The sequence below is a fragment of the Methanosarcina baltica genome (assembly GCF_055394095.1).
Window position 1 is genome coordinate 2,249,410 of record NZ_AP042463.1, and the last position, 13,790, is coordinate 2,263,199.

The window sequence follows — 13,790 nt, forward strand, 5'->3', positions numbered from 1 at the left end:
AAAAAAGCTTAATCTTATATCCCTTTAATATTTTTTCCGGTGATTTCCATGACAATGGATAACGAGCTCGAAGAACTTCGTAAAAGACGGCTTGCCGAACTGCAACAGCAGCAGCAAATGCAGCAGCAGCCCGACCCTCAGGCTGCATATCAGCAGGAGCAGGCAAAAGCTGAAATGGATGCCCAGAAACAGGCAATTCTGCGCCAGGTCCTGACCCCTGAAGCCAGGGAACGCCTGACCACTCTTAAGATGTCAAGGGCGGCTCTTGGGGAACAGCTTGAAATGCAGCTTATTTCCCTTGCCCAGAGCGGAAGGCTTCAGTCCAAGATCAACGACGCACAGCTCAAAGGCCTCCTTATGAAGATGCAACCGAAAAAACGCAATACTTCCATCACCAGGGTCTAAACACGATGAAAGTCTCGGTCCTGTTCAGCGGGGGGAAAGACAGTTCCCTTGCTGCCATTTTGCTCGAACCATTTTTTGAAGTGGAGCTTGTGACCTGTACCTTCGGGATAATCCCGACCGGTGACATTGCGGCAAAAACCGCAGGGGAGTTAAATTTCCCTCACAGGACTCTTCTTCTGGACAGGAGTGTTCTGGAATCAGCATATGAGACTATAATGGAAGACGGTTTTCCTAAAAAAGCGATTAACCATATCCACGAAAAAGCCGTCGAGGCTCTGGCCTCTGACCCGGAAGTGTTGGTTATCGCGGACGGAACAAGGAGAGACGACCGGGTCCCGGTGCTTGACCTGCCGCGGGCAAGGAGCATCGAAGACCGCTTTGGGGTTCAATATACATGTCCTCTGAAAGGGTATGGTCGGAAAACCGTTGACCTTCTTGTGGAAAGGTACCTGGTAATTGAGGAAGGGCTGAGCGAATATACGGTCAAAGCCGATTACGAAACCGAGCTTCGGGAACTGATAAAGCAGCGGACCGGAGAAGACAAAATACGTGAACTTTTCCCGGTGCATGTCCAGTCACATGTCCTTGCCCGGAAAAAGCTTCAGTAAAGGGGAGCTGGATTAATGATTTATAGAATAATCAAGATATTCGGCCTAATCGCTTAAGCTGGAAGAACTTTCCCGGAAACGGGAAGTTGCGGGAATCAATAATAATTGAAGGATTAGAACCGGCCGGTCACAGCTAAAGCTGGATCGATAACGGATTATAAATTTTACAAATTATACGGGTGTGATTCATTTGAGTCATAACATGAAAGGACAAAAAATGAGGTTGGCAAAAGCGCACAACCAGAACACAAGGGTCCCAATGTGGGTTATTGTGAAGACGAACCGGAAGGTAGTAACTCATCCCAAGAGAAGGCACTGGAGAAAAAGTAGCCTTAAGGTAAAGTAAGGTGGGTAAAATGGCAGACGAAGTTGTTAAAGAACAGGTATATACCATTCCTCTCAGGGTAGCAAGGAAAGTTCCTGTCTGGAAGAGAGCTAACAGGGCGATTATAGAGGTCAGGAAGTACCTTGTAAGGCACCTCAAGGCTGATGAAGCTCAGATCAAGCTTGACAGTTCCATTAATGAGCATATCTGGAAAAGAGGCTGTGAAAAGCCCCCTCTTTCGATCCGCATCCGTGCGGTGAAGTTCGAGGGCGGCGAGGTTCAGGTCGAACTTGCAGAAGTTAAGTTAACTTAAGTAAAGATTTGAAGACACTAGTATGATTCGAACGGTTAACATCTACGACACTCCAATTATAGGGCTCTTTGCGACCTGTTCCGAGGACGTGGCCCTTGTCCCTACCGGTACAAAGCCAGAGGTCTGTGCTTTACTTGAAGAGTTACTTGACCTCAGGGTCCTTCAGACCCTTGTAACCGGCAGCGTTGTTGTGGGTTCGCTCTCCCGGGGGAATTCAAACGGTTTTATTTTCCCCCTTAACAGCAATATCGACAAACTGCAGAAACTTCTGGACATGCCGGCCGCAATCCTTCCGTCCAGGCTAAACGCTGTTGGAAACCTTATCCTTGCCAACGATTCCGCGGCCCTGGTACATCCTGAATTTTCAGATAAAGCCCTGGAACTGATTTCCAGGACTTTCAAGGTGGATGTATACAGGGGCACCATTGCCGGGATCAACAACGTAGGGATGGCAGGGGTTGTAACAAACAAAGGTCTGCTGGTGCATCCGAAGGTGACGCCTTCTGAAAGGGATATGCTGGAAGATATTTTCGGCTTCCCTGTGGATATCGGCACCACGAACTTCGGGACACAGATGCTTGGCTCCGGCCTGCTCGCAAACTCGAAAGGGTACGTTGCAGGCTCCGAAACCACGGGCCATGAACTTGGAAGGATCGAAGACGCACTCGGATTTATAAAATGAATCAAAATTTTTAAATCCGATAAAAACTTTGAAAGATCCGGGATTCGCTTAAACTACTTTAAACCCGGTTTTGATTATTTAGGGCCGGAAACTCAATGGTTTGCAGGCCCTGAATACCCGGGCTGTAGAATGAGCAAGTCCTGTTCAGGTTCTGTTTGGATCCTATTTAGGTCCTATTTGGGCGCTCTGTTTCGGCTCTGGCTTCATGCCTCCTTTTCAGGCCCTCTTTTCAGGTCCCCTTTTCAGGCCATCATCTTTAACCGTTCAGAATCCATAACATCTACAATAAAAGTATGGTGATCAATTATGAAGAATTTCGTAGTCACAGGCACCTTCAAAGCAGGATATGCATGGGCAAAATTCACGAAGAGTGTGGAAAGCCAGAACGAGAAAAACGCAATTGATAAGACTTACTCGACTTTTGGCAGCAGGCACCATGTCAAAAGAAATCAAATTAAAATCGAAAACATCGTCGAGGAATAATCATGCCGGAAGTCAGTGAAGAGCTCAAAAATCTGGCAGCCAGACACCAGGAATTTCAGAAGAGGGCCGAAGCCATCCGGGAAGATCTGAATATGGCGCAGGCCTCCATTGCAAGTTGTGATAGGGCAATCGAGTCCATTGGGGAACTGAAAAAAGCCAGAGAAGAAAAGGAAAGTGCCGCAACCATGGTATCTCTGGGATTCGGATCCTTCGCCCATGCTGAAATCAGGGAAACCGACAGGATTGTCGTGAACCTCGGAGCCGGGTACAGTGCAGAGAAAACTGCAGATGACGCGGTAGAGACCCTGAAGAGTCGCAGGGAACAGCTTGGAAAAATAATGGAACAAATGAACGCTTCACTGACTCAATTCGCTCAGGGCATGAAGGCTCTTGAAGCTGAAGCCACCAGCATGAGCCAGTAAGTTCCTTCTCCGGAAACCCGGGCGGGTTTTCTGAACCAGGGCCGATAAAAGCCCTAACGTTTCAAGCAATATTCAACTGACTCAGCAGGAGTCCCCTTCCTCAGTGTTTCTAATTGAAAATTAGAAACTCCTGTTAAACCCATGGTTTAACACGACAGCCGAAGGCTGATAGGTGGGGGGGGAATGCGTCAAGACTACAGGAGCCGGTTCTTTCTCTGGAAACTCTTGTATATATTTACGTTTATATTATATAGTACGTAACAGGTTGCCCCGATGCCTCCTCGGAGGTAGGGCACTCTCTTTGAGAGATAACGGTTTTTACATTGGGTCTACAATCTGAAATAGTTCTATCGGATATTATGTTTGGCAACAAACACACCGAAATTGCCTTTGGAGTGTTTCGATAGAACTGGGTCGCCGTTTTTGAAAGAGAACTGGTGGTTGGCAGCCACTAAGTCAACCGGCCATACGAATAAGATGATCTGAGAACATAATCAGTGATATTCAAGCCCCTTCCTCGGTGTTTCGAATTGAAAATTAGAAACTCCTGTTAAACCTATGGTTTAACACGACAGCCAAAGGCTGACAGTGGGGGTAGTTGACATATTTAACTTAAGCAAGCGGCAAACATGCCAGGCTTCAAAAACCTATTTTTTAAATCTTTTTTCGGGATGGATTCCCTTGTTCAACAAACTAAAAGAGAAACTCAGCGGTTTTAAAAAGGCACTCAGTAAAACGATCGATGAAAAAGCAGTAGCTATCGAGCCCGTAGAGGAAGAAGTCCCGGAAGCCGAGCTAACGGAAGCTCCGGAAATCGAAGAGGGAACCGGGATTGCTGTCCATGCTCCGAAAGAAGAAACAGAAGCTGCCGAAAAAGTTACCTCCGAGAAAAAATCTTTTTTCAAAAAGGTCCCGAAGGTGGGCTTCGTCAAAAAGGCAAAAGCTCTCGTTTTTAACAGGGAGGTCTACCTTGATGGCAAAGACCTCGAAGGGCCTTTCTGGGAACTTGAGATGGCGCTTCTTGAAAGCGACCTTGCACTTTCGGTCTCGGAAGCTATCGTGGAATCCGTGAAAAACCAGCTTGTGGGTACAACCAAACGCATAGGTGCAAATACGGGCTCAATCGTGGAAGATGCCCTGAGAAACGCCATATTCGACGTGGTTTCCGCCAATACCATTGATTTTGACGAATTTGTGAAGGGCAAAAAAAAGCCTGTTCATATCGTCTTTGTGGGGGTCAACGGGACAGGCAAGACCACGTCTATCGCAAAAATCACAAAAAGGCTGCAGAAATCGAACTATTCCGTGGTCCTGGCCGCAGCAGACACTTTCAGGGCAGGGGCTATTGACCAGCTTGAAGTTCATGCGGACCGGTTAGGGGTAAAGATGGTCAAGCACCAGGAAGGAGCCGACCCCGCGGCCGTTGTGTATGACGCGGTCCAGTATGCAAACTCCCACAAAATCGATGTCGTGCTTTCGGATACTGCCGGGCGTATGCATACTAACGTGAACCTTATGGCGCAGATGAAAAAAATCTGCCGGGTAAGTGCGCCTGACCTTGTGATTTTCGTGGACGAAGCCGTGGCAGGAAACGACGCGGTTGAAAGGGCTGCCCTGTTCAACAAGGCCGTGCCAATCGACGGGTCCATCCTCACAAAGATCGACGCTGACGCCAAAGGCGGGGCTGCCATATCCATTGCCTACATAACAGGCAAACCCATCCTTTTCCTGGGCGTGGGCCAGGGATACGAAGACCTGAAAAAATTCGATCCGGACTGGTTCGTGGACCAGCTCTTCAACAGCTAAAAAAGGTTTTAGGGGGAGAGGGGCTCTGAAACCATGGATGCCCTTCCTCTTTCTTTTTTATTTTCTTATTTTTCCGAGGGGAATTTTATCTCCCCGGCTCTTCAGGGATAATGATCCAAGCTACGAGGTAAGCCAGGCCTCCGGACCCGCCTCCGAGAACGAAAAGTACCCATAAAAGTCTAATTATTGTCGGATCGACGTTAAAGTATTCAGCCAGGCCACCGCAGACGCCTGCAATCATTCTGTTTTTTCTTGATCTGTACAGTTTTTTGTCCATATTTTTACCATTTTTTTAGTGTAATATCTGGAAGGCTTCCTGTTTAACTTTTTCCAGCCTGGAAAAAATGATTGTCATAACTGTACAACAATTGTTAAAAATACAAACTTAACCGGAACTGAAAAGTGAACCGGAGCTTTCAGAAAAACTCAGCCCCGGCCACCCCGGCCAGGAGAAATACCCAGTCGCTCATCATTCCTTCGGAAATTACATTTTCTCCAAAGGCCTGTACGTAAATCCTGAAAGCTTCTCCGTCAGGGACAAAAAGCCCTTCCGCAGTGTAATAATATGATTCTTCAGGTTCCACCTGCATGGGTCTGCTTTCGATTTCATCCCAGACTGTGCCTCCCTCTCTGGACTGAAGCGCCACATAAATGGCGGTGTCTTCGGCAGTTTCGGAGCCCACATTTTTCATTGTGACATTGACTTCCACAATGCCTCCTGCTTTGTCACACTCGCACACGCCTTTGAAATCAAGGTCAATAAAAGGCCTTTTGAAGATGGGAATGACTTTTACCGATTGGTTTAGATATTCGTCTGGTATTTCCCCTATATTCCATTCAGTCCCCGTGGTTTCAAGGTAATAGTAAGGGCTTTCCATGTAAGAAAAACTTTTTCCGGAAAAGCTGGAATCGGATTTTATCCCGATTGCCATATGCTCGGGAAGCTCGAAAAGCACCACTTCATAACCCATTTCCTGGAGGATGGCTGCGGAAAGGATGGATGTATCCTCACAATCTCCTCCGTTCTCGTAAAGGGTCTCGTAGGGAAAACGGGGATACTGATCATAGCCGGCACTCACAAGGTCCGATGTATAATTCAGGGACTGGACAAAAGAGGTGCAAAGGCCCGGTATTTCCTCCTCTTTAAGCTCGTATTGCCAGGTGAGATTTGTGAGTGTTTCCGCAATGTTTTGAATCAGTCTGTCGTCATAGGGGTCCGAGGCAAAAAGGTCATAATCCCGCTTGCGAGTCCTTTCCTTATAAATCTGGTATAGTTCCTCGTCAAGCCTCATCGTCAGATGCCACTCATAGTCTCCATAATTCCAGGTATAGTTCCGGGAAGAGCTGCTGGAACCGAGCTGCTTTTCAGTAACCTGGGGGGACCACCCCCCGGAAGCTTCAAGATTTATCCCTCCGGGTTCCGGCACATCCGAATTCAGGGTCTCTGCTTCCTTCGAATTCAGGGTATCCGCTTCCTTCGAATTCAGGGAATCCTTTTCCTCTGAACTCAGGGAATCCTTTTCCTCTGAACTCAGGGAATCCTCTTCCTCTGAACTCTGGGAATCCTTTTCCTCTGAACTCTGGGAATCCTTTTCCTCTGAATTCAGGGAATCCTTTTCCTCTGAACTCAGGGAATCCTTTTCCTCTGAACTCTGGGAATCCTTTTCCTCTGAACTTTGGGAATCCTTTCCCTCCGAATTCAGGAAATCCTTTTCCTCTGAATTCTGGGAATCCTTTCCCTCCGAATTCAGGAAATCCTTTCCCTCCGAATTCAGGGTATCCGCTCCTTCCGACTTAAGGGCCCTCCCCATTCCCATTGAATTCAGGGTCTCTGCTCCTTCCGGATTAAAGGAATCCTTTCCTGCACCGGGTTCCTCCGGAGGGACACAAAACAGGAAACCTGTAAAAAGCAGCATCAATAGGGAAAAAAATAGAATGCTCTTGAGCTTCATGAAAAAATTCCTTCCTCTTTCTGAAAACCGGTTTTAAGCTATTATTTCCAGAGATCCTCTCGCCTGTCGGAATCCACTATGTCCACTTTCATCAGGCCCTCGGGGTAGGGGTCAAAAAAGGTCTGTCTCGTCAGGTATTCATCCCCAAAACGCACAATCCAGGTCCGTATAATGTTCAGGGCTGGACAGAAAGGGACCTCTCCGGCTCTGTATCGCTGGACCCAGTCCAGAAAGAAGGCTTTCTCCCCCTCGTTCAGCTCTTCTGAAAAATGTCCGAGGGCGTGCATTAGCACGTTGATTTTCGATGTGTACCTGGGTGCTCTCGAAAGTGCCCGGTAGAGCCGGGGCTGGTATTCGAGGACCAGTTCTTCAAAAGGCTTCTTTTCAGGATTTGCGACTATTTTTCCCAGCTTTTTGAGTTCAGCCTGGGAATAGGCCATTAGAAGGTAGCTGTTCTCGGTGTGGAAGGCTACAAGGTCCTTCATTTGCCCTTCGTTTTTCAGCTTTCTAAAAGCAGCAAGTGTATAGAGTTTTGTCAGGAAATGCTCCTCTATCCTGTGGTTTCGGAGCCGGCCTTCATCCTCGACGGCAAGAAAAGGATACTTTGAAAGGACCGCTCCTCCGAAAAAACCCGCAGTCTTTGCAACAGCTCTCGATTTTTCCATGGCCCCGTAGACCCTCACGTCCTTCAGCCCGCAGGAAGGAGACCGGGTCTTCAGGATAAAGCCGTCTACACCATCCAGAGAGTCAAAAAACGAAGTGATGAAATCGTTCATTTTATCCGTTACGTCCAGGCCACTTGCCGGCTGCACAAGCCTTTGTTTTTCTCCCCCCTCCGAAACGATCCTTACCGGATTCCTCGGGACCCCAAGCCCGATTTCAAGTTCGGCACAGACCGGTAAAAAATCCACGTAGTTTTTGAGCTTTTCCACTATCGAGCTCGATATCATGTCCCCGTTATACCTGCAGTGATCAAAACCAAGGCATCTGCTGACCACTACCTTCGGCTGAACAAACTCTCTCGTATGAATCCCCCATACAAAAGATGCCTTACTCACATAAATTCATTTCTAAAAAAAAAGGGCTACTGTTAGTGTTTTCAGTTAAGAAACAAAATTCCTGATGAATTTAGGTCTGCTTAAAAGAGTTTAAAAAAAAGAGGTGGATATAGTGCTCAATTCCATATAATAATTCTATATAGTATATAAGTAATATTATATATTGTGTCACATATAAGCTGAGTGAGTTCTAAGCTTTCTTAAAATCACAAGGATAACGTTACACCATGTACGTAAAACAAGGAGAAATCAGAGTTAAATTTGATGAGATAATTTCAATGCTTCACTGCTATTCCACAAGCATTATAGCAAAAAAGGAGAATATAGTATAAAGTTGGGGTCGAATCAAAGTGATGGTTAAGCGTGTTGAGCAAATACAATTTCGTTCCGATGAAATTGGTGATTTGTGCCATAAATCCAAAAACCTGTATAACTTTGCAAGCTACATAGTTAGACAGGAGTTTTTCAAAAACAAGAAATGGATAAGGTACAAGAAACTCTACAAACTCGTAAAGGATTCGGAGCCTTACAAAGAGCTTCCGGCCCAAACTGCTCAACAGACTCTAAAAGTGCTTGACAGTAACTGGAAATCTTTTTTTGAAGCTATGAAAGCTTTCAAAAAGAATCCCAAACTTTTCACAGGAAAGCCGAAACCCCCTTACTACAAAGAAAAATATGGAGAGTTCCTGTTAGTTTTTACCAATCAGCAGGTCAGGATTAAAGACGGAAAACTCAAGTTTCCCAAAGTAGTTCCATTGTCCATCCAGACAAGACTTTCTGATGACATAAATTTAAGAGAAGTCAGGATCATTCCAAAACACGTAGGGTACACCTGTGAAATCGTTTTTGAAACCGAAAAAGAAGAACCTGAACCCATTAATTCTGGAAGAGTCCTGGGAATTGACCTGGGAGTTGTCAACCTCGTAACCATTGGAAACAATTTTGGTGAAGTTCCAATTATTGTTAAGGGCGGGGTTGCCAAGTCCGTAAACCAGTTTTACAACAAAGAAAGAGCAAAGCTCCAGAGCATTTATGAGTCCCACGGGCTCAAAACCGGTAAGAAAATAGAAGTCCTTACCCACAAACGAAACTCAAGGATTAAAGACACACTTCACAAACTGAGCAGGGCAATAATAGACTATGCTCAGGAGATGAAAGTGGAGAAAATTGTCATAGGAAGTAACCCGTTCTGGAAACAAAAATCCAACATGGGCAAAAAAAATAACCAGAAGTTTGCTCAGATTCCCCACAGTACTCTTATTTCAATGGTCGAGTACAAGGCCGAGGAAGTTGGAATTTCAGTTGAAAGGATCGAAGAGTCCTATACAAGCAAATGCTCTTTCCTTGATAATGAACCAATGGAGCACCGGGACAAATATCTTGGAAAACGGGTAAAAAGAGGACTTTTCCGGAGTGCTGCCGGAGTTCTCCTTAATGCTGATGTAAATGCAGCATACAACATGATTAGAAAAGCAGTCCCTAATGCCTTTGCAGAGGGGATAGAGGGTGTTGTGCTTCACCCTGTTAGTGTTAATCCACTATGCAAAGAACAGTTTATATCACAAATTCATGATTGTTTGTGATACTAATTAGAACTTTTCATAGCATGTCGAAAAAATGGAATTTTTATAAGAACACAGCAGAAAATCCCTGAATCTTTAACTCAGGGGCAGCTCACTCTTCAAGTATGTCTATAATGTCTTGAATTTTTTCATTGTCTATCGAATACAGCCTCATCTTTCCATCTTTTCGAACCTTGATGACGCCCCAGTTCTGGAGCTTTGCCAGGTGCATCGAGGTGTTTGACTGGGTCTTTCCGATAAGGTCCGGGATTTCACAGGCGCATTTTTCTCCGTTTAGGAGGACCTTTACGATTTTGTACCGGGTTTCTTCACTGAGAGCCTTGAAAAGCTTTATGTTTTCTTCATCAATCATATAATCAATTATTGATATGTCCGCTGATAAATAGTTTCTGGTCCTGGGGTTGGTTCCAAAAATTAATTGAAATATCTCAGAAAAAGCGAAGAACAAAAATTAAAAAGAAAAGTTGGGGGGCTTATTCGGACTGGAGGATTTCCTCAACTTTTTCAAGAGCCAGGGATAATTCCTCTTCCTTTATGTCCTTATCCTGGTTCTTCTTGATTCCCATTTCGGAAATCACAATGTGGCGGTCCACGTTGAAACCTGCCAGTTCCATAGTTTTCCTTGCGCAGTTTACAGGGCAGCCATCAATAGCGATAATTTTTTCGGAGGCTTCGGCGGACTTCATAAGTCCGGCGGCCCTTGCTCCGATCCCAACGGTGCACATCATGTTTCCGACTTCCTGCCGGGCAAGTTCGATTGCGATTTTGTTTGAGATCTGGCCTACGTTGGAAGCCCCGGCACAGGGGAAGATTGCAACGTTTGCGGAGCCACATGCGCATTTTGTGTTTTCTGTCATAGTATCACCTGTTTTTTTGTTACCTGTTTTTTGGTTTTTAAATTAATTTTTATCTCGTGTCGCAGAAGATTCCTTCCTCGATGTTTCTAATCGAAGATTAGAAACTCCTGTTAAACCTACGGTTTAACACGACCGCCGTAGGCGGGCAGGTGGGAGATGAATGCGACAAATTGGTTTAAATTTTAATTATTTGAATAAGTGTTGTCGATCTTGCAGTTAGTCGGACACAGTTCTTTTTGATGGTGACACTTGTAATTGTCGTGTTCCAGTTGATGTCACACAATACTCCGTATCCTTTGGACATTCGACCCTTTACAAATCCTTCTCCTTTTTTAGTTCTTATCTTGTCGAATTTTCTAATTCCGAATATTTTACCAGTTGGTATTGATTTTTCGGATCGTTTGCCTTTGGTTTGCTGGTAATCTCCCGCACTAACATGTCTTTTGAAATATACTGTATCATCCAGTTGAACATGTTGATTGTCGGTGCAGCATATCGCAACTGCATCATTATAGTGAGTTTTCGGCAGTTTTAGTATTTGTTCTCGTTTGAATTTCGACTCGTAACCAAACGTTTCGTCGAATTCCCATGGTGATTTTTTAAGTTGAGATTTAATAATCCCAATTTCAGTCGCATGTTTTGTTTTGGATGGAGATCCTGTTATTTCAAACTTGCCTGCATGTAATTCGTCATGGCAGGTACGACACAATGTGATAAGATTATCGGGAGTATCTGTACCACGATTTGATCTGAATATAATATGATGACAATCCAGTTTACGGTCTTTTGATTTGCCTTTACAATGCTGACATGTATATCCGTCTCGACTCAGGACGTATGCTTTTGCATTATACAGGTTTTTCATAGGACCGTTTTGATATCCAGTTCCCGATACATTAGGATTTGTTATTTTGTGAATATCAAATGATGCAAGCTCGACTACCCATTTTGTTATCGGTAAGATGGACTCAACAAAATATTTTTCTCTCATATGAGATTCGATCTTGCTATGGATTGATGGAGCGATTCTACCAGGTTTCCTGGAGTTATGACGGTTGTTGAATCTTGCTGGTCGATACCTGGTTTTTCGGCTTCGGCGGGTACGTCTATAACTGGATCGAGTTTTCATCTTTTTAGAGATGTCGTCTCTGATCTCGATTTCAGACTGGTATACTACCTGATTATTGGAAACTGCAGCACAACCGACATGTTTTGATCCCGTATCCATTCCTGCAATAATCGGCTGAGTATATTCTTTACTATCGTAAAGTAATTTGATTGTGAACGGAGTGGTTTTCATCACTTTTGCCCTGTTAGTTTTTAACAAAATTCTGGCTTTCGCAGGATTCGTTGGCATGAGCGGCTTTCCGTTCTTGTTCAGTACATATACAAACATTTGTAATTACTCCCAATTAAATAGGGTTATGCGTATCTGAACTTGTGGAGGCAAGTTCGGAATTCGTCTTCCTCTCGATCTGATATGGAAAGGTTTTGTATGATGCAAGCACTGTTCCTACCTCTCAGAACTGTTTAACTTACACCCTTAGAGCCTGGAACTGAGACGGCATTCCAGGGTAACTATAATATTCTTTCCTATCGGCTACTGACTATATCAAACTCCTATTCAGTGATCTGGTCAATCAGGGACTCGCTTTTACAAGCAAGCCCCTTCCTCGATGTTTCTAATCGAAGATTAGAAACTCCTGTTAAACCTACGGTTTAACATGACTCCGTGAGGAGGCAGGGAGGGGTTATTGACATTATAAGCAGATCCTTCGTTAGATTATTCCGTAATCCATTTCTTGATGTTATCGAGGCTTGGGATTTTGCCTGCGATTTTCACATCCCCGTCAATCACGAGGGCAGGGGTGACCATGACTCCGTAGTTCAGGATTTTTTCAAAATCCTCTACCTTGACAATTTCCGCGTCCACACCGGTTTCTTTAACAGCCTTTTCAGCGAGTTCTTTGGTTTTGTTGCACTTTGCGCAACCTGAGCCCAGTATTTCGATTTTCATACATTTCACCTTTATTTTAAATCCTTGTTGATTTCTGATTGATTTCTGATAAATATTCAAATTTGTTATAAGAAGAACGCAGCATAAAACCCCTGAGTCTTTAGCTCAGGGAAAGAATGCGTAAGGCTTCAAGCGATCATTTCTCCGAACACAAAGCCCGAAACGGTTGCGATCAACACTACAATCGAGATATAAGTCATGCCCCGCTTTGCCCCCATGATCCTGTTGATGACGATCATGTTGGGAAGGCTGAGCGCCGGTCCCGCAAGCAGCATGGCAAGGGATGGTCCTTTTCCCATTCCGAGCCGGGTGAGGGCATCGATGATCGGGACTTCGGTAAGCGTGGAGAAATACATAAGGGCCCCGGCAACCGAGGAAATGAAGTTCGAGCCCAGGGAATTTCCTCCCACAAAGGAAGCCACGATTTCTTTGGGAAGCACCTCAACCGCAATCCCGGCAAAGAAGACGCCTATTATGAGGAGAGGCGTAATCTGCCGGGCCAGGAACCAGGTCTCCCCCATCCAGCTTTCCAGTTCCTCTTTTGAGAACCACCTGTAAGACAGAAAAGCCGTAAGTCCTATTAGGGGGGCCCAGGCAAGGAGCTGGGTGCTGAACTTCCAGCCCCAGGTGGTCATGAATTCGGGGGCCAAAAGGACGACAAGGAGCAGCAGGAAAAGCTGAGCACTGTGTTTGTGTTCTTCTTCCCCGAAGGTCTTTATCGATTTGCGTTCCGATACTTTCCTTTCATATATAAGGGCCATCACCAGCCCCACAAGTACGGAAAGTAGCACCGCTGTAAAGGCCCGGGCTGCCCCGAGGTCGTATCCCAGGATTTTTGCCGTATAGACAATCGCCAGGATGTTGATTGCGGGGGCCGAAAACAAAAAAGTGGTTGCAGGCCCTATGCCCGCTCCCCTTTTATAGATCCCCGCAAAAAGAGGCAGCACCGTGCAGCTACAGACCGCAAGCAAACAGCCGGAAACCGCAGCAACCGTGTACGAGATATACCTTGGTGCGTCCGCTCCAAAGAACTTGAGCACAGATTCCTTGGAAAAGAGGGAGGCAATAGCTCCGGCCAGGAAAAAGGCGGGCACAAGGCACATCAGCACATGCAGGGCCAGGTATTCCTGCACTGAATGAAAGCCAATTGTCATTAGATAAATGATATAATCAATAGTCATTTTTTTCAAATCCCGAATTTCTATTTCAAATATATTTGAAATAACCTATTTAACATTTTCTATTTCAAGATAATTTGAAATAGCTTTTCGGATTAAAT

17 protein-coding genes are annotated in these 13,790 nt (G+C 45.2%); 9 read left to right on the forward strand and 8 right to left on the reverse strand.

Annotation, left to right across the window (positions count from 1 at the left end):
* Positions 1–39 precede the first annotated feature (39 nt).
* From ACZ5QV_RS09820 to ftsY, 8 genes are all read left to right on the forward strand, one after another.
* On the forward strand, positions 40–405 hold the full coding sequence (locus ACZ5QV_RS09820) for a DNA-binding protein (RefSeq protein ID WP_464599649.1): 366 nt from the start codon (positions 40–42) through the stop codon (positions 403–405).
* A 5-nt stretch (positions 406–410) separates the two neighbouring features.
* Complete coding sequence (locus ACZ5QV_RS09825; RefSeq protein WP_464599650.1) at positions 411–1,013, forward strand: DUF7411 family protein; 603 nt, start codon at positions 411–413, stop codon at positions 1,011–1,013.
* 190 nt (positions 1,014–1,203) lie between these two features.
* A complete protein-coding gene (locus ACZ5QV_RS09830) occupies positions 1,204–1,359 on the forward strand; it encodes a 50S ribosomal protein L39e (protein WP_464599651.1) in 156 nt (51 codons plus the stop codon).
* A 10-nt stretch (positions 1,360–1,369) separates the two neighbouring features.
* On the forward strand, positions 1,370–1,651 hold the full coding sequence (locus tag ACZ5QV_RS09835) for a 50S ribosomal protein L31e (protein ID WP_464599652.1): 282 nt from the start codon (positions 1,370–1,372) through the stop codon (positions 1,649–1,651).
* Positions 1,652–1,673: 22 nt separating this feature from the next.
* A complete protein-coding gene (locus tag ACZ5QV_RS09840) occupies positions 1,674–2,333 on the forward strand; it encodes a translation initiation factor IF-6 (protein ID WP_464599653.1) in 660 nt (219 codons plus the stop codon).
* Positions 2,334–2,639: 306 nt separating this feature from the next.
* Positions 2,640–2,816, forward strand: a complete 177-nt coding sequence (gene rpl18a, locus ACZ5QV_RS09845; protein WP_464599654.1) for a 50S ribosomal protein L18Ae — start codon at positions 2,640–2,642, stop codon at positions 2,814–2,816.
* Between the two features lie 2 nt (positions 2,817–2,818).
* Positions 2,819–3,238, forward strand: coding sequence for a prefoldin subunit alpha (gene pfdA, locus ACZ5QV_RS09850; RefSeq protein ID WP_464599655.1), 420 nt, complete (start codon positions 2,819–2,821; stop codon positions 3,236–3,238).
* Positions 3,239–3,919: 681 nt separating this feature from the next.
* Positions 3,920–5,044, forward strand: coding sequence for a signal recognition particle-docking protein FtsY (gene ftsY / locus ACZ5QV_RS09855; RefSeq protein ID WP_464599656.1), 1,125 nt, complete (start codon positions 3,920–3,922; stop codon positions 5,042–5,044).
* An 85-nt stretch (positions 5,045–5,129) separates the two neighbouring features.
* On the opposite strand, the gene ACZ5QV_RS09860 is transcribed toward ftsY, so the two are convergent.
* The 3 genes from ACZ5QV_RS09860 to ACZ5QV_RS09870 all read right to left on the reverse strand — a co-directional run bounded on the left by ACZ5QV_RS09860 (position 5,130) and on the right by ACZ5QV_RS09870 (position 7,994).
* A complete protein-coding gene (locus ACZ5QV_RS09860; RefSeq protein ID WP_464599657.1) occupies positions 5,130–5,321 on the reverse strand; it encodes a PspC domain-containing protein in 192 nt (63 codons plus the stop codon).
* A 139-nt stretch (positions 5,322–5,460) separates the two neighbouring features.
* The gene (locus tag ACZ5QV_RS09865) at positions 5,461–6,996 is read right to left on the reverse strand and encodes a hypothetical protein (RefSeq protein ID WP_464599658.1); all 1,536 of its coding nucleotides are present in this window, start codon (positions 6,994–6,996) and stop codon (positions 5,461–5,463) included.
* 41 nt (positions 6,997–7,037) lie between these two features.
* Positions 7,038–7,994: a YbgA family protein gene (locus tag ACZ5QV_RS09870; RefSeq protein WP_464599659.1), complete on the reverse strand. Its 957-nt coding sequence runs from the start codon at positions 7,992–7,994 to the stop codon at positions 7,038–7,040.
* Positions 7,995–8,407: 413 nt separating this feature from the next.
* On the opposite strand from ACZ5QV_RS09870, the gene ACZ5QV_RS09875 reads away from it, so the two are divergent.
* The gene (locus ACZ5QV_RS09875) at positions 8,408–9,637 is read left to right on the forward strand and encodes an RNA-guided endonuclease InsQ/TnpB family protein (RefSeq protein WP_464599660.1); all 1,230 of its coding nucleotides are present in this window, start codon (positions 8,408–8,410) and stop codon (positions 9,635–9,637) included.
* 91 nt (positions 9,638–9,728) lie between these two features.
* Here ACZ5QV_RS09875 and ACZ5QV_RS09880 read toward each other — a convergent pair whose 3' ends face one another.
* The 5 genes from ACZ5QV_RS09880 to ACZ5QV_RS09900 form a co-directional block, all read right to left on the reverse strand.
* The gene (locus ACZ5QV_RS09880; RefSeq protein WP_464599661.1) at positions 9,729–9,989 is read right to left on the reverse strand and encodes an ArsR/SmtB family transcription factor; all 261 of its coding nucleotides are present in this window, start codon (positions 9,987–9,989) and stop codon (positions 9,729–9,731) included.
* A 121-nt stretch (positions 9,990–10,110) separates the two neighbouring features.
* Complete coding sequence (locus ACZ5QV_RS09885) at positions 10,111–10,494, reverse strand: putative zinc-binding protein (RefSeq protein WP_464599662.1); 384 nt, start codon at positions 10,492–10,494, stop codon at positions 10,111–10,113.
* A gap of 175 nt (positions 10,495–10,669) precedes the next feature.
* Positions 10,670–11,890, reverse strand: a complete 1,221-nt coding sequence (gene iscB / locus ACZ5QV_RS09890; protein ID WP_464599663.1) for an RNA-guided endonuclease IscB — start codon at positions 11,888–11,890, stop codon at positions 10,670–10,672.
* Between the two features lie 387 nt (positions 11,891–12,277).
* Positions 12,278–12,511, reverse strand: a complete 234-nt coding sequence (locus ACZ5QV_RS09895; RefSeq protein WP_464599664.1) for a thioredoxin family protein — start codon at positions 12,509–12,511, stop codon at positions 12,278–12,280.
* A 128-nt stretch (positions 12,512–12,639) separates the two neighbouring features.
* Entirely contained in the window at positions 12,640–13,692 is a 1,053-nt protein-coding gene (locus ACZ5QV_RS09900; protein WP_464599665.1) for a permease, read from the reverse strand.
* Positions 13,693–13,790: the final 98 nt, after the last annotated feature.